This window comes from Olivibacter jilunii, assembly GCF_900607235.1.
Taxonomy (GTDB): domain Bacteria; phylum Bacteroidota; class Bacteroidia; order Sphingobacteriales; family Sphingobacteriaceae; genus Olivibacter; species Olivibacter oleidegradans.
This window is the reverse complement of the sequence record NZ_LR027860.1, coordinates 46,941-63,534: the sequence shown is the minus strand read 5'-3', so window position 1 is coordinate 63,534 and position 16,594 is coordinate 46,941. Positions and strand designations below refer to the sequence as shown.

General features: G+C 42.0%; 12 protein-coding genes. 5 read left to right on the top strand and 7 right to left on the bottom strand.

From position 1 onward, the window contains the following. Positions 1-68: 68 nt before the first annotated feature. From E0E36_RS26145 to E0E36_RS26135, 3 genes are all read left to right on the top strand, one after another. The gene (locus E0E36_RS26145) at positions 69-1,049 is read left to right on the top strand and encodes a heme-binding domain-containing protein (RefSeq protein WP_130858394.1); all 981 of its coding nucleotides are present in this window, start codon (positions 69-71) and stop codon (positions 1,047-1,049) included. Then, entirely contained in the window at positions 1,042-1,482 is a 441-nt protein-coding gene (locus E0E36_RS26140; RefSeq protein WP_130858393.1) for a hypothetical protein, read from the top strand. The genes E0E36_RS26145 and E0E36_RS26140 overlap by 8 nt, the downstream gene beginning before the upstream one ends. 61 nt (positions 1,483-1,543) lie before the next feature. Next, positions 1,544-1,930 (top strand): DoxX family protein, encoded by a 387-nt coding sequence (locus tag E0E36_RS26135; protein WP_130858392.1) that lies wholly within the window; start codon positions 1,544-1,546, stop codon positions 1,928-1,930. Between the two features lie 55 nt (positions 1,931-1,985). On the opposite strand, the gene E0E36_RS26130 is transcribed toward E0E36_RS26135, so the two are convergent. Further along, a complete protein-coding gene (locus E0E36_RS26130) occupies positions 1,986-2,729 on the bottom strand; it encodes a glucose 1-dehydrogenase (protein ID WP_130858391.1) in 744 nt (247 codons plus the stop codon). An 86-nt stretch (positions 2,730-2,815) separates the two neighbouring features. Here E0E36_RS26130 and E0E36_RS26125 point away from each other — a divergent pair, with 86 nt between their 5' ends. Together E0E36_RS26125 and E0E36_RS26120 are read left to right on the top strand one after the other, a co-directional pair. Then, positions 2,816-3,160, top strand: coding sequence for a winged helix-turn-helix transcriptional regulator (locus E0E36_RS26125; protein ID WP_130858390.1), 345 nt, complete (start codon positions 2,816-2,818; stop codon positions 3,158-3,160). Between the two features lie 151 nt (positions 3,161-3,311). Further along, positions 3,312-6,269: an AsmA family protein gene (locus E0E36_RS26120; protein WP_130858389.1), complete on the top strand. Its 2,958-nt coding sequence runs from the start codon at positions 3,312-3,314 to the stop codon at positions 6,267-6,269. An 87-nt stretch (positions 6,270-6,356) separates the two neighbouring features. Here E0E36_RS26120 and E0E36_RS26115 read toward each other — a convergent pair whose 3' ends face one another. The 6 genes from E0E36_RS26115 to E0E36_RS26090 all read right to left on the bottom strand — a co-directional run bounded on the left by E0E36_RS26115 (position 6,357) and on the right by E0E36_RS26090 (position 16,586). Next, the gene (locus tag E0E36_RS26115) at positions 6,357-8,123 is read right to left on the bottom strand and encodes a RagB/SusD family nutrient uptake outer membrane protein (RefSeq protein ID WP_130858388.1); all 1,767 of its coding nucleotides are present in this window, start codon (positions 8,121-8,123) and stop codon (positions 6,357-6,359) included. 34 nt (positions 8,124-8,157) lie between these two features. After that, the gene (locus tag E0E36_RS26110; RefSeq protein ID WP_130858387.1) at positions 8,158-11,424 is read right to left on the bottom strand and encodes a SusC/RagA family TonB-linked outer membrane protein; all 3,267 of its coding nucleotides are present in this window, start codon (positions 11,422-11,424) and stop codon (positions 8,158-8,160) included. 399 nt (positions 11,425-11,823) lie between these two features. After that, positions 11,824-12,690, bottom strand: a complete 867-nt coding sequence (locus E0E36_RS26105) for a phospholipase A (RefSeq protein WP_207303817.1) — start codon at positions 12,688-12,690, stop codon at positions 11,824-11,826. A gap of 111 nt (positions 12,691-12,801) precedes the next feature. Then, positions 12,802-14,490, bottom strand: a complete 1,689-nt coding sequence (ilvD, locus tag E0E36_RS26100; RefSeq protein ID WP_130858386.1) for a dihydroxy-acid dehydratase — start codon at positions 14,488-14,490, stop codon at positions 12,802-12,804. Positions 14,491-14,557: 67 nt separating this feature from the next. Next, positions 14,558-15,127, bottom strand: a complete 570-nt coding sequence (locus tag E0E36_RS26095; protein WP_130858385.1) for a Crp/Fnr family transcriptional regulator — start codon at positions 15,125-15,127, stop codon at positions 14,558-14,560. Between the two features lie 82 nt (positions 15,128-15,209). After that, a complete protein-coding gene (locus E0E36_RS26090; protein WP_130858384.1) occupies positions 15,210-16,586 on the bottom strand; it encodes a sulfatase-like hydrolase/transferase in 1,377 nt (458 codons plus the stop codon). Positions 16,587-16,594 lie beyond the last annotated feature (8 nt).

The following is a 16,594-nucleotide window of genomic DNA, read 5'->3' as shown; positions in this document are numbered from 1 at the left end:
AAGATATTCGTTTCCTTCCGACGTTTCCATCACTATTTTCGCTATTGAAAATAGAAAAAACACAGATTATGGAAGCAATAAGAAGAAAGAGAAAACAGCGATTATACCTGGCATTACTCGGGATAATTAGCCTGTTTATCGGCATTCAGTTTTTTAACCAACCTTTAGCGGGTAAACCGATCACCGGTGCTATTGAAGCTCCGAAAGAAGTAAGGGCCATTCTCGAGCGGTCATGTTATGGATGTCATTCTAATGAGCAAAAGCTGAACTGGCTAGAGCGGACTGCCCCAGTTTCTTGGATAGTAAAAAAAGATGTGAATCGGGCACGAGAAGTATTAAATTTTTCCGAATGGGGAAAATACTCGCCAGCAGAACATGAAGGGAAAATGTACGCCATACTCAACATGCTAAAGGCTGGGAAAATGCCTCTATCGCCATATACCTTATTGCATCCTACCGCAAAAATCTCAAAAAAAGATATAGCAGTGATTAACGCGTACACTTTATCCTTATCAAGAAAGGACACTACTGCAAATAGCTCTTTCGCACATCCGGAAGCAATTCCAACTATTTCGGAAGAAAGGTTTTCTGTTTCGCCCAATGGTATAAAATATACGGACGCTTTTAAAAACTGGAAGGTGATCAGCATGAGTACGCTGTTTGACCATTCTATCCGGGTAATTTTTGGAAACGAGATCGCCGTAAAAGCGATTGAAGAAGAAAATTTTCACCCCTGGCCTAAAGGCAGTTTAGTAGTGAAGGCCGTTTGGGAGCAAACAGAAGGGCCCGACGGCGAACTCCGAGCAGGTAAATTCATCAATGCACAATTCATGGTGAAGGATGCTGAGCAATATAAGAATACAGAGGGTTGGGGCTTTGCCAAATTCAGTGGCCAACAATTAATTCCCACTGGTAAAACAGCCTTATTTGCACAGCAATCCTGTATCAGCTGTCACCGCCAGCTAGCGGAATCTACCGGGTATCTTTTTGACGTACCCTTAAAAGTAAATCGTAAAGAATTAATCTCAAAAATAATAAGACATGAATAAAATGATTTTTATGCTAGTGCTTATTGGTACGTTGCTTAGCAGCTGTGTCGACAAAGCGGAAAACAAGGGTTATAGTCGTGTTGTATTTGACCCCGGGGCCTTAAAATTTATTGCCTCTTCCGTGAGTAAAAAGAACCAAACCATGGCTGCCTTATATGGTAATGAAAAAGCCTATCAGACTTTGTCAAAAGGCGATAGCTTACCTGCGGCAGGTAGTGTTTTACGCTTGGTTACCTGGCGTTCGCATGATAATCCCCAATATGTTGGAGGTACCATAAACGGTGAACTCTTAAGTGTCGAATCGATTGAAAGTGATGGAATGGGTGCCATATCGTATCAGCTTAATAAAGGGACGCTGCAAAACGGAAATAATAAGCCGGAAGACCAGCAAAAAAGAATAAGCTATATCATGGGGTACAAACCGGTCTTCTAGCCGCTAACTCACTCGGCGAAGCTATTACTATCTCATCTTAAATTCAATAACTAAATAAAAAATGAAAACAACAAAAATTATTTACTGGTCAGGAGTTATCTTTATGTCGCTTTGGTTTGGAGCGAGTGGCTATTTCGAACTGACGAGAAATCCAATTGTATGGGGTATCACGCAGCAATTGGGATATCCATCACATTTTATCTACCTATTAGGTGTTTTTAAGCTTTCAGGCGTTGCCGTACTCTTGCTTCCTAATAAGCTCATTCGACTAAAAGAATGGGTGTTTGCAGGAATGTTCTTTGATATTATCTTCGCTTTCTTTTCTAAGATAAGTGTAATCGGTTTTCCTGCTACGGTTGATGCACTCGTTGCTTTTAGCGTATTAACGATGGTCTACATCCAGTTTAGAAAACTGTATCCCATAAAATATACGATATTTTCCCTATAGCGTAAAAAAGCAAACCTTTATGGTTTGCTTTTTTACTTTATATAAGCCACCTGGGTTAAAGTGTTATTCCACCATCCACAATAACTTCCGTACCGGTGATAAAAGAGGCCGCGTCATCACATAAGTAAGTGACCAATTTGGCAACATCTTCCGGTTCACCCATTTTTTTCAATGGAATATCGTTGATTAGCTGTTCTGTAATGCTTTTTAACGCCATTTCTTCCAAGCCTGTTTTCCTCATTATTTCCGTTCTATGCGGACCCGGACTTACAATATTTACCCTGATTTTTCTTGGCGCCAATTCTGCGGCTGCTGTTTTTGCGATTGAATTTAAAGCCGCTTTGCTGGCCTGATAAATAGAACTGTTTGGTTTATGAGTAGCGGCTACTATAGAGGAAAGTATCACAACCGAAGCACCATCATTTAGTAAGGGAATGAACTTGCTCAACGTAAAATAGGCTCCCCTAAAATTGATATTCATCACACGATCGAAATTTTCTACACTCGCTTCTTCAATCGGTCCCAAGGTTCCGGTAATTCCTGCGTTGATAACTAAGATATCTATCTTAGCAAATTGCTCTTTAACAGCAGCCGTTAATTGTATGGTGTCATCGAGGTTCGCTTGGTCGGCTAAGAAAGAACTGGCACCTATTTCATGGGCAGCGGCCTCTATTGCCTCTTTACGTCTTCCTGTAATAACGACTTTTGCGCCTTGCGCTACCAGTTCTTTCCCAATTGCATAGCCAATGCCACTATTCCCGCCGGTTACAAGGGCTATCTTATTTTTTAAATTATTCATTTTTTTATTTTTTTGATAAAGATATGCTGAAAATGGTATACTTTTGTAATCAGTATAACAGAGTATATCAGGTAACATAAATAAAAATGGAAAGAAATCAAGAAGAAGAACTCAGGGCTTTGCAAGACACCCTATACTTTATCGGCGGGAAATGGCGGATACCTATCATTAATTCCATTTGCAACGGTAACAGGCGTTTTCGGGAAATTGAACGGAGTATTCCAGGAATTACTACGCGTATGTTATCTAAAGAACTGAAGGAGATGGAATTAAATAAATTGGTGAAACGAACGGTTTATGTAGACACGCCGGTATTGATTGAATATGAACCAACAGGATACTGTAGAACTTTCGGTAATATTATCCAGGAAATGATTAATTGGGGGAGAGCGCATCGGGATGTAGTAACAAAAGAAGCCGCAGAAAGTTAACCAAGTCGTTTATGTGTATAGGAGTATCTGATGTGCTAAAAAGCATTTTGAAAATAGTATTAAATTTGGCGACGCAAAATATAAGGCCTGTTTGCAGCTCTCCGAGGCTGAATCGGTTAAACGCCTTGCGGCAGAACAGGAAATAGAATATATGTCGAACATCCTAAAAAAAATTCTTATTAGCTTGGGCTTAGCCTGCACTTTGATTCTGCTTGCCATAACTTTCATTACTAATTTTCTCTTTAAACCTGAGAAGATAACGCCCATAGCACTTAAGGCGATTAATCAACAATTGGATGGACAGGTTTTTTGTAAAAGCGTCGAATTAACTTTTTTTTCTTCTTTTCCACGTTTCGGTGCTCGTCTACATGACGGATATATTCTTTCGAGAGACAGGAGAGATACCCTAGTTGTTTTCAGTGACTTTCGGGGCGCCGTCAACATGACTAAATTACTTTTAAAAAAAGAAATAGATATTGAGCGAATTACATTGCGCAGGCCGCGACTTCATTTGGCAGTGGATCAGCACGGCAACGCAAATTATGATATTCTGAAGAAGGAAACGGCTGAAGCTACTGACACAAGCGATGTCCAATCGGCAATAAAAAAAATTCATATTAAATCGCTTCGCATCGAAGATGCCAGTTTTCACTATGAAGACAAAGGATCAAGACTTGATTGCCGAATCCCGCATTTGGCTCTTAAAATTGGGTTTGTTTACGACGAGGATCACCTCCTGTTAAAATTACATTCAGATAGTAAGCAGCTAACGATCACGAAGGTTGGATTTGTCTTTATCCGGCAATTGAACAGCCTTTTGGATACAGATATGAAGCTTGATAAGAAAAGTCGAAAACTCAGCTTTACCAATGGAACGCTAAAATTGAACGATATAGACTTTCTGCTTGACGGCGTCTTTGAACGACCCAATGGCAGAAAAGCTGTAAATGTAGCATTGCAAGCTAAAATGAAGGTGCCATCGCTGGCAAATTTATGGAAAATGGTGCCAAAAAGATACCTTAAGACAACAGATGTTGATGTTGGCGGGAGGGTGTTTTTAGTGTTGCGGACAAATGGCGTGTACGGTGAAGGCAAGCTGCCTGTATCAAGGGCACAGCTTAAAATACATGGCGGTTCTCTGCGTTATAAAAAGTTTCCGGGCCAAATTACCGCCCTAGAGGCAGATGTAGAAAGTCTTTTAGACTTTAATGAGCGCCAACGTTCCGCAGTACGTATCAATAAGATGCTAATAAGAGGAACGGGCATACACCTTAGCGGTAGCGTATCAGCACAAAACCTGTTGGATAACCCGGAAATTGAACCGGATGTCGAAGCAAATATCGATCTTACAAAAATTGGGTCAACATTTCCTATTGTCGAGGGATTGCAGCTCGGTGGAAGAGCGTTCATAGATCTCGCGGGAAAAATTACGTATACGGCTCAATCGGGCTTTGATTATCGCGATCTGTCATTACAAGGTAATGCTAAGCTCGCGGATCTACAAATAAACATGGCTAAAGAGGAGCTTCTTTTTCATACACCTTATACTGCACTGAGCCTGAAAAGAGATGAAAAGAATGGATTGTCCGGACAATTGGATATAGATAGGCTTAATCTACAATACGGAAAAAAACATAAGCTTACGGTGCAGGCACTTCATGCGCAGCTTTCAGGATCTAAAAAAGTCGACAAACGCTTACCGCTGAAATCGAAGATCAATTTGGCGGCTCTTCACTATCAATCTACAGACAGTATGAATGTACGCATTGAGAAAGCTTCCATCGCTGCTGCGGTTGGCCCAGGTAAGCTGCCACGTGCTCCTCATTTTGTTACGAGCTTCGACGCGCAGAATTTAGCCCTGCACTATGGACAAATGACACTGATCGTTGATAAAGGGTCTTACCAATTCAATGTCGAGAAAAATGAGCAGAAGCAATGGTGGCCAATAGGCTCCTTTAGCTTTTCGAAGCTTAAGGCGGCCATTCCTAATGTCGGTATGCCGCTGTCGGTTAATCGTTCCCTTATTACTGTAAAAGGACATGATATTCACCTAAACAATGCTTTTGTGGCGCTTGGCGACTTCAAGATGAAGCTCGACGGCGAGGTACGCAACATCTTTCCGGTAGACAAGCGGGATACGCTTTTGTATGCTGATTTAAATCTGCATGCCCGCTATTTGGATATTGACGAGTTAATGGGCGTATTGCAAGCCGAAAGCGCTAACGCAGGAGTTATAGAGCGTATGGCGGCGCCAGCGTTGACCGCCGCGCCACCCGTAACACCTATAGCAGACTCTACTCGTTTTACATTACCTACCAATATTCGTTTTACCTTTAACTCCTTTATAGAGCAATTGAAAATGGGATCATTAATGCTGAACAATCTTAAAGGTCAAGCCCGTGTTGATAACGGGCAGTTGAATTTACATGATTTCAGTTTAAAATCCGGTGAGGCTTCTCTGCAAACCAAACTGCGTTATAAACCACTGGCGAATGGTCAAGCTAGAATGCAATACGTGATTGACGTACGTAACATGAAAATGAATCAATTGAAGGATTTTGCCCCCACGTTAGACACTCTTTTCCCTGTTATAAAATCACTGGAAGGTAATGCAGATTTCAGTATAAAAGGCTCTGCTAATCTGAATAACGATATGGAGATCGATATCGGATCAGTAAGAAGTGTAGCCGCGTTGCGAGCTACCCACTTGGCCGTGCAAGACAATGAAGCGTTTAGGGAGCTGGCCAAAACCTTCAAGTTCAAGGAACGAGACAGCACATACATCGATTCGCTGAACGTAGAAATGTTAATTAAAGATCGGCAGCTAGAGATTTTACCCGCTTTGGTCGAAATTGACCGTTATCGCCTAGCAGTAGGAGGCATACAACATATTGATCTGTCCTATGATTATCATATCTCGGTACTAAAATCTCCGGTCCCTTTTAAAATGGGCGTAGATGTAAAGGGTAAGATACCTGACTATAATATTAGCATGACAAAAGCCCGATATAAGTATTATTTTACCGATAAAGAACGTTTAGCCAAAAAAGCCGATAGTACCATTATCCGTAAGAGAAATGCGGTTCTGAAACTGATCAATTTTGAGTAAAGGAAACGCTAAAGAGAGTTCAATTAGGTGATTTCAATCGGTAAAGTTTGCATATAGAAACTTTACCGATTGAAATCATTATTTGATTTATTCTAAGGTCGGATTAAACGTACCACCCCAGTTATTGTTCTGTTCAATTTTAGGATTTTTATCGATTATGCTTTCCTGAATCGGAAAGAAATAATAGCTTTCAGGTAACGAGTTTACTTTAACGCCTGATAGGGGAACTTGTAAAACGCTATATTTAAAATTGTTTTCCATCAGTTCGTATTTATCGGCAAGTGCCCGTGCCTGTCCCATCGCCATTTCTGATCCATCATCATTAATCGCAATCGCTTCTACACCATGTTTTGTGGTGCCGTCTAAACGATTTAACATCCGTAGCCGACGTAAATCCCAAAAGCGATGTCCTTCGAAGCAGAACTCTATATTACGTTCTGCCAGAATCGCCTCACGCATTTGATCTCTCGTTATTGCTTTGATTCCGTAGTTACTGTCTCCACCGGCTTCAATACCGGCCCGTTGGCGTATTTGCTTTAAAATATCCATCGCTTCACCGATTCTCCCGGTTTCATTAGCGGCCTCTGCATAATTCAGCATAACTTCCGCGAAACGCATTAGCACAAAATCGACATCATATTGTTGCACCTCCGCCTGTGTCAGTTTCAGCAAACTATTTTTTTCGATAAAAAAACCACTGTACCTATTGAGATTGGTTGAATTCACACCAGCTTTTGGATTCACACCAAAATCATCCAATTCATGTGCTATGCCTAGTGATGTATATTGCCGTTTTCCCGTTTTGCCGGAAACAGCATAGGGTTTTCCGTTCCAAACGATCGACTTATCGAAACGGGGGTCTCTATCTTCCCAATATTGCTGGAGAAAGGCAGCCTCCGTTTTATGATAGGCGCTCGTGGAATCGTTATATAGTTTGCCATCTTTCATCGGGAATTCTTTTATGAACTCCCAAGTTGGACATGCATAGGCGGGGCCACGGCTTTCGGATCCCGGTCGGACACCATAATCCCATGAGGCGACTTTATTGGGATAGGAATTTACCACGGCAAAGATTACTTCGGGGCCTTTTTCCACTAAAGCGATATTCGCATAGTCCTCCGTCAATCGATAACCCCTTGCCTGCAAATCATTAAAGGCCTTTTTGTTTTCCTGATAAGCGGCTTCCCAGTATGAATTGTTCCAAGGGTTAGTAGGATTGAATTGAGGAGAGGCCTTATAAAGAAGTACTTTTGCTTTAAAAGCGAGCGCAAAACTAGCGTCAATTTTTCCATAGTCAGTAGATGAGGTAGCGATGCGCTCCGGGAGCTTAGCAATTGCTTCATCCAAATCACGAATAATTAAATCGAAGCACTCGGCTGTAGAGTTCCGCGCTACATAAAGGTCATCTTCATAGCGATCTTGCGGTACGGTGATATAGGGTACACCGCCATGATATACTACCATCCAAAAATACGCATAAGCACGCATAAACAAAGCTTGACCAGTTATGCCGTCTTTTGTGGCTTGGTCTAAAGCACCGGCATTGACATCCCTGATAGCTTGATTTATTAAACGTATATTACTGTAATTCCATGATTTAAACTCGCCATTCGAAATCGTCACCCGATCGGGATAAAAATTAATGCCGATCAACTGCTCGCTATCCGAATCGGCGCCTGGATTCCAGTTGCCGAACATGGGGTAGATATTAGCCATATAAGCGTTTGCCAAATTGGGGTCATTCCAAACCTGCTGTGGGTCGTAATTGTCGATATCTTCAATATCAAGTATCTTTTTGCAAGAGCTTGCAAAAACACCTATAAAGCATAAAATAATATATATATTCCTTTTCATCTTGTTTCTATTTGTTACCGTATTATTTGCCTCGTTAAAACCTGACATCCAAACCAAAAGTGAAGGTCTTCATAATAGGATAGGAGTCGTAATTTTTTTGCTCGGGATCTTGAAACTCCTTCATATCTGACAGCACAAATAAGTTGGTTCCGTTAAAGTATAATTGCGCGTTTTCCAGCTTTAGTGCAGATACCCAAGATTTCGGCAGGTTATATCCCACATTAAGTGTTCTCAAACGGAGATAGCCCCCATTTCGGATCCAGAAAGAAGACGCACCTGTTCCGGATTCATACCAATTCTGCCCAATTGGGCGAGGATATTCACCATCTGGATTTTCCGGTGTCCATACCTTGTCAGATGCCCATACAGGATAATAAGGTCTTACAGTACCTCCGTGCTGCCTCATACCTGCTCCTTCTTGGTTGCTGATAATTCGATCGTAATTGAGCACGCCCTGAAAATGCGCTTGTAAAGAGAAGTTCTTATAAGCGATGTTGAAGCCAAAACCATAGTTAATCCTAGGAGCCGCATTTGTCGAGAGCAACTGATTATCATTACCGTCTATTTTTCCGTCAGGTCCCGGAGCGTACCCATCACCCCGTACATCCTCGAAGTATAAACCACCTAAATAGGGATCACGTCCAAATTGTTTAAAACCTTGTGCGAGTAATTCATCCAGTTGTTCTTGGGTTCTTATAATTCCCAGTGTCTTTAGACCGATAATCCTTTCGGCAGGTTGTCCAATACGCGATTCGAAGTGGCGATAGCCACCAGGTCCATAAGCCGCACTTTCGTCAAAAATATCCCAGCGGTCTTTTGCATAACCCGCATTTGCCATAATGGAATAGTTAACCTCATTATTGGCCGCATTGTCGTTCCATTGTAAAGTGATTTCGCCGCCTCTCCAGGATCTAGCTGCGTAATTTTCCGGTGCTAGCGCCTGCCCATAATTATCAGGTAAAGTCACTAAACGAGAGCCGAGAATATCCGTTTCTTTCCTTAAAAATAGATCGAGCGTTCCACTCAAGCGATTATTAAAACCTGCCGCATCCAAACCGATGTTATAACTCGTAGAGGTTGCCCAAGTTAGATTCGGATTGGGCGTCGCCCCTGGTGCGATGGCTCCGTAAAAGCGATCGCCAAACATATACCCGCCGGAATTAATGTACCTTGCTACATAAGAAAAAGGATTTATCTTTTCGTTATTGACGTCTAAGTCGTTCCCGGTGGTTCCGTAAGAACCTCTAATCTTCAGTTCATTAAAAGCATTGGTGAACTTCTTGAAGAAGCTCTCTTCTGACAGACGCCAAGCGGCAGAGACTGATGGGAAAAAGCCCCAACGCTTATTTTCAGGGAATAAGGTATTCCCGTCGTAACGGAAAGAAAACTCAGCGATATATCGACTGTCAAAATTATAGTTTACTCTTCCTATGTATGATTGCCGGGCGCCTATTTCTTCCCACCCGTTCGCTTCGCGGAATTGCCTGTCGGTAGGATAAGCAAACATCTGATCTAATGAAGTTAGCGGATTTTCGGCTCTTGCATAGGATGCATAACCGCCATTCTCAGCCTGCTCAAAAACAAATAATGCATCTACACTGTGTTTATTGAAGGTCCGCGTATAATTTGCAAACCAGTTGAACTGATAGCTCCAATCGTTCGTTAGTTCATAGCTCATAAAGGGCTGATTTTGGCTGAAGGTAAAAGTGTTTGTCTTATTCGGGTCAGGAGGCCCAGGCAAAAAGCGATTACCATCCGGATCTGCTTGATTGAAGACATAGTTCTTTTGGAACGTTAAATATTTTTTTCGCATGTAGTCTTCACCCAGATAGCTTCCTACCACTTTTGTAGAGAGGCCCGGAATAAATTTATCCAGCTTAATGTTAACCGCTAGTATCGGATTGAATTGACGTTGTCGGGTCTTGATATAGCGATCACCTACGACCTGATCGATCACGCTCCAAGCCTGCCAACTCCCCATTGGCGTCTGGATAGGATAGGGAGTTACATAATTGGCTGGTGTCCCATCTGCTTCGACGTAGAAAGGATAAGTTTTTGGCCAGTTGAAGGTTACCCGATATAAATCGGACACATCAAAGTCATCATCGCCGGTAAAAGGCCAATAAAAGCGATCTAGATTTTGTTGGTACGCAGAGAGATTCAAATCAACAGAGATACTTTCACTGATTTTAGCCGAGACATTACTGCGAAGATTAAATTTACCATGATCTACCGTTTTATACGATCCGTTCTCGCCGCGATAGCTTAGTAATGAATAGTAGGTTATCTTCTCGGATCCTCCGCTAACGCTCAACGCTTGGCGATGACTCGTTGGATTTCGCCAGATCATGTCGTGTACATTGTAGCTTTTATCCTTAAAATAGTCGAACTCTTCTTGTCCGTTAGGTGGAGGTGTTCCGTTAAATTCCGCCACCCGATTTTGGTAAATTAATTCATCCGTTGCTGTTGTGAGGTCAGATAGCAGTGGCATGGTCGGGCTGGACGTTGTATAATTAGATTGAAAATTGAAGGTAGGTTTTTGCTCAATTCCCTTTCGGGTCGTTACCAGCACAACCCCATTTCCAGCTCTCGATCCGTAGATAGAGGCCGTTGCAGCGTCTTTCAAAAAGCTCATTTGGTCTACTTCAGATGCCTCCAAAGCGTCAAAAGCGGCTTTGTCTCGTACAATACCATCAATGACATAAAGTGGTTCACCAAAACTACCCCTTATTCTAATTTGGGAAGTGGCACCTGAGAGTCCGGAAGTATTAGTGACGTTTACACCTGGGGCTCGACCGGCTAGTGTATTAGACAGATTTGCCGGTGCAATATTCGTCAGTTCCCTGGCGTTAACCGAACTAACCGCCCCTGTAAGATTTACTTTCTTCTGCGTTCCATATCCAACAATAACAACTTCTTCAAGATCGCTGATCATATCTTTTAATACTACGTTAAGTTCGCGTTCTCCTGCGAAGTTGAGTTCTTGTGTCTCAAAGCCCAAATTGCTAAAAATCAAAACAGCCTTAGGGGGCACGTTTAATTGGTATCTTCCCTCACTATTGGTTTTAGCGGCTATTGTTGTTCCTTTTACAGAAATTGTTACTCCCTCTATGGGGGCGCCACGTTCATCGGTGACTGTGCCATATACACTTGTTTGACGAAAAAACGTCGATAGTCGCTTACTTGCATGTGCATGAATGGATATGCTGCTTCCTGCCGTGCAAAATGAAACAAGGAAAACATATAAAAGATTGATTGAAATGTGCCTTTTTTTAGGCAATAGGAATCCGGTACTAATCATATAGCATAGTTTAAGGGTTTTTGTTAATAATTTTGTTGCTTTGTTTGGCGTGACGTCCGCCTACAAGAATAAGTTTAACGCTCTCTCATAGTTCTTCATAATTTAGTAATACACACAATCATTCAGTCGAATACTTCGTCCTTACGGTAAAGACGAGTTCACGATTTTTCCTAGTTTATTGTGGTCAAATTGGTTACTGCGTGAGCAAACATATTCAAGCCTATATAAAAAAACAAATTGGTTTCGAGATCAATCGATTGCGTGGATTTACGCAAACGTGTGCGTAAACGCAAGCTGTAACAATAAGAAAAGAAGGGGTATTGAGGGTTCAATAAAGGGACTATGAAACATAGTTTTGGTTGCCATATTTTCCTATTTCCGCACAGTTTAATACCGGTGTTAATAAATCCCCAATGTAGTTGCTTTCAGCATGAATCCTATGCGGATCATGCTTGTATGTTCCCGATAGTCTATTAAACTTTCGCCATAACCTTGAAACCATTGTAACATGAGGTATTGGTTTTCATCCTTGAAGGGTCGCCAATTCAACTGAGCTTGGATTGATCCTCGTCTATTCCATCCTTTTCCTTTTTTTGCAGTTATATCGACTGACCATTTGTCGGGTTTAATTCGATAAGTAGCATTAGCCTCGGCATAACCTACATAGTCCATTAGATCAGGGTTGTCATCCTTATAAGACATAGGCAACCAGAACCGAAGCCCTACAATCCAGCGTTCATCTAGTTGCGATCTCAAGGAAAAGGCCATAAAGTTCCAGCTACGTGAATAAACAGAATCACGTCCGTTTGATTCGTGTTCCAGCGATAGCGTAGCGTAGGCCAAACGATGCCCTTTTAGAAAAAAAGGTCTTACTAGTGCGAGCCCGGGGTTGAAGTTAATTTCGTCAAATGGTTTAGAATCGCGATAGATATCCCAAAATGCTTTTTGTGAGTAGGTAATATAAGGAAATAGGCCACCGGGTAGTGGTGTTTTGCGTAAGCGTTGTTTGAAACTAATCTGATACTTAATATCCGAGTTATTTCGTGTTGGTTGTTGATTCATCGGAATACCCGTGATGAAATAGTTATCGCGATGTATAGAAAAACCGGGGTGACCTGTAATTGCTTCAGATGAAGTAAATGCACTGTCGCGTTCAATTAATTGCGCTTTGCTAAGGGTTGGATAGAGTAAAAATACAAAATATGAAAAACTTCTGATCCACGTTTTTCGCCAAAATTGATCATGGCGTATAAGCTGATGTCGCATCTCCAAAAATAAAGGACGGAATAACCAAATAGAATTTTTCAGTGCAATTTTACTCCGAAATTATAATTCGGACATTTACATCCTCATCAATGTCTAATTATCGCCTTTCCTTTACAGGTCACTTCTTAAGACCGCACCTTTGCTGGCATTTGTTACTAAAGCCCTGTATTGGCTAAGCCATCGCGATTGCAGCTTTTTTTTGAGGAGCACAAAATTCGCTTTTCTCTTCCCAATTTCCTCATCACTTAACTTAACCGATAAGATGTAATTGTCTACGTCAATATGAATTTCATCCCCATCCTCTATTAAACCAATCATACCACCCTCAGCCGCTTCCGGAGATACGTGTCCAATGGAGGCACCTCTAGTTGCTCCGCTAAATCTACCATCTGTTATTAGTGCAACAGAGCTTCCCAAGCCCATGCCCATAATCAAGCTTGTGGGCGTCAGCATTTCTTGCATTCCAGGACCGCCTTTTGGACCTTCGTAACGGATAACTACCACATCACCCTCTTTAACTTTTCCGCCGATTATGCCATCGACGGCTTCCTGTTGACCATTAAAACAAACGGCTTTGCCAGTAAATACCCTAGAACCCGTAAGCCCTGCGGTTTTGATAACGGCACCTTGTTCGGCCAGATTTCCATACAGAATTGCTAAGCCACCCACTTCACTGTATGGGTTATCGATGGTACGTATAATATTTTTGTCCTTAATTTCGGCTCCTACTATAAGTTGTAAAAGGTTTTCGCCGCTGATTGTTAAATTGTCTATAAGAATATTATTACTCCTTTTGGTCATCTCTTTCATCACAGCACTAACGCCACCTGCCCGATTAATGTCTTCCATATGAACATTCGTTAGGCTTGGTGAGATTTTAGCAATGTGCGAAACATTCCGTGAAATTGCGTTAATATCTTTCAGTTGAAAATCTAAACCTGCCTCATTTGCAATAGCAAGCATATGTAAAACAGTATTGGAACTACCACCCATTGCCATATCAACAGCAAAGGCATTTCGAACGGCGTTTTCGTTCAATATATTTTTCAGGGTGAATTTTTTACGTGCTGTCTCTTCTTTTGCAATCTCACAGATGCGTCGAGCCGCTTTTCTATAAAGTGTCTCCCGTTCGACTGTTTGGGCAAGGATAGTTCCGTTACCCGGTAGGGCTATGCCCATTGCCTCCATCAAGGTGTTCATAGAATTAGCCGTAAACATACCCGAGCAGCTGCCCGCACTTGGACAGGCATTACATTCGATATCCCGAAGTTGTTCCTCGCTAATAACCCCAGCCTCGTGCTTGCCCACTGCCTCAAATGCAGATGCGAGATCGATGGGAGTACCATCTTTTTTATAACCTTTTGCCATGGGACCTCCACTCACAAAAATGGTAGGTACGTTTACACGTAGTGCACCCATGATCATACCAGGTACTATCTTATCACAATTTGGTATAGCAATCATGGCGTCCAATTTGTGTGCGTTCATTACACTTTCTATTGAACTGGCAATTAATTCTCTACTCGGAAGCGAATACAGCATACCGTCATGTCCCATAGCAATGCCATCGTCAATTCCAATGGTGTTGAATTCAAAAGGGATGCATCCGTTTGCACGAATCTCCTCCTTAATGATGTTCGCCACCTTGTTCAAAAAAAAGTGTCCGGGAATAATCTCTATGAATGAGTTGGCTACACCGATAAAGGGCTTTTCGAAATCTTCATCCTTTAATCCGGTGGCTCTAAATAAAGACCGGTGTGGCGTTCTATGGTATCCTTTTTTTACTTCATCACTTCTCATGACTGATTTGCTTATTTACTTAAATCAATTTTGTTTCTGAAACGGGTATGCCGCTTTGATTCTACTATTATAAATTTGATTTTAACCTACTGAGTGTTTCGGGTGATATATTCAAATAAGCCGCTAAGTTTGCATTTGATAACCGCTGTACAAGTTCCGGGTTATTTTTTAGTAAGTTGCGATAACGTTCTGTTGCGCTCTGCGTAAGTAATCCGCTAAGCTTCGATGTAATAACGGTGAGACCGTATTCTAGGATATAAATATACATTTTGTCCCATGCCGGGATCGTCGTCCGCAATCGAAAAAAATCATGGTAGGAGATCACGAATAATTCCGAAGTTTCTACAGCCTGTATATATTCAGGTGCCGGTGTTCTTGAAATAAAACTAACAATTGACGTTAAAAAAGTATGCTCAAAAGCCATAAATCTTGTCGATACGCCGTGGTTATCATTATTGTAATAGAGCCGCAGACATCCCTTGTCAATAAAAAACAACTTATCTGCTACAGCACCCTCTGCAAGTAATAATTCGTTTTTTTTGGCGACAAGTGGCTTGAAATACCTCAGTATCTCGAGAACTTGCTTTTCTTCAAGTTGTGTTTTTCGTTGTATAAGGTCCTTTAGCATGTCAGACATCACCGTGAATTACAAGCCAAAGTTGCATTAAATAACTTTTAAAAACATTGACTTGCGTCAAAATCGAGCAACCGTATTCATGTTAAGGATTAGCGCGGTCGGCTGTTAATTCAGGTAAATAAGCCCGCCAAGTAATAAGCTTCGTTTTTAAGTCAGCTACGATATCCGAATGCCATGCGGCAACGTTGTTAGTTTCATATTTATCATCCACGATATTATATAATTCTACATTATCACCTTGGTAGTCAACTAACAGTTTCCACTTACCCGACCGGATCGCTAAGTTCGGACTCCGGTCTCTTCCTTTGGGATAGTTAAAAGCATAATCATTTCGCCCATATTCCCAATACATATCTTTTTCTCTTGAGGAGGGCTTTCCTAAGAATACCTTCATTCTATCCTCGCCGTCTCCTTTGTAATTAGGTGGTAGTGGAGCAGCGGCAATACGTGCCAAGGTGGGAAACAAGTCGCTTGAATTCAAGACCGACACACTGTCCGTCTGACCCGCAGGTGTATGGCCCGGCCATCGTACGATAAAAGGCATACGAATACCACCTTCGTAGAGTGAGAGTTTCGTGCCCCGCAAGCCGCCCGCCCTGCTGCCCTTAAAGCTCGGTAGCGGACCATTATCACTGGTGAAAATGATCAGCGTATTTTCAGCTAAACCCAGTTTCTCTAAGCCGTCAAACAACCTGCCCATTTGTTTGTCAAATTCAGCTAATACCAGCTTAAAAGCCTTCTCTTCGTCCGGATTCATTGGGAATTTACCCGATTGCCGACGATTTTCTTCCGGTACCCATGGCGTGTGCATGTCATCCGGCCAAAGGTTCACGAAACAAGGTACACCCTTATGCCGACGGAGGAAATCAAGCGTTTTATCTACAAAGTAAGCCGTTCGGTCCCAACGTTTGATGCTGTCCTCATCAGACCAGATCCAGTCCCTTGCAGTTAGGGCAGGGTCAGGATCCGGACTTTCGTACGTGCTGGCGTGCTCGTCAAAACCATATTTCTTAAAGCCCGGTGCATTTTTAATATCACGGCCACCGCCCATATGCCACTTTCCAAAATGCCCGGTGGCGTATCCCGCTGCTTTTAATACTTTGGCCAATGAGGGGGCGTTTACATTCAAATAGTTTGCTTGCTCTGCACGCGCATTGCTTCGCCGATCATTCAGGAAGGTCGTGAAATTCCATTCAGCAGGGAACATACCCGTCAGGATACTGGTACGAGAAGGGCTGCAAATAGGAGCGGCGCTATAATACTGCGTATATTTAGTGCCTTCTTTAGCCAGTTGATCCAAATGGGGGGTGGGAACAAACTGGCCTCCAAAAGTGCCTATGTCGCTGAATCCCATGTCATCTGTAAGAATAATAATGATATTAGGTTTTTCTTGACCACGCAAATTGCCTGCCAATAATAGCAGACAGAAAAGACATATAAACTTACAATATAGTTTCATTTTTTTTT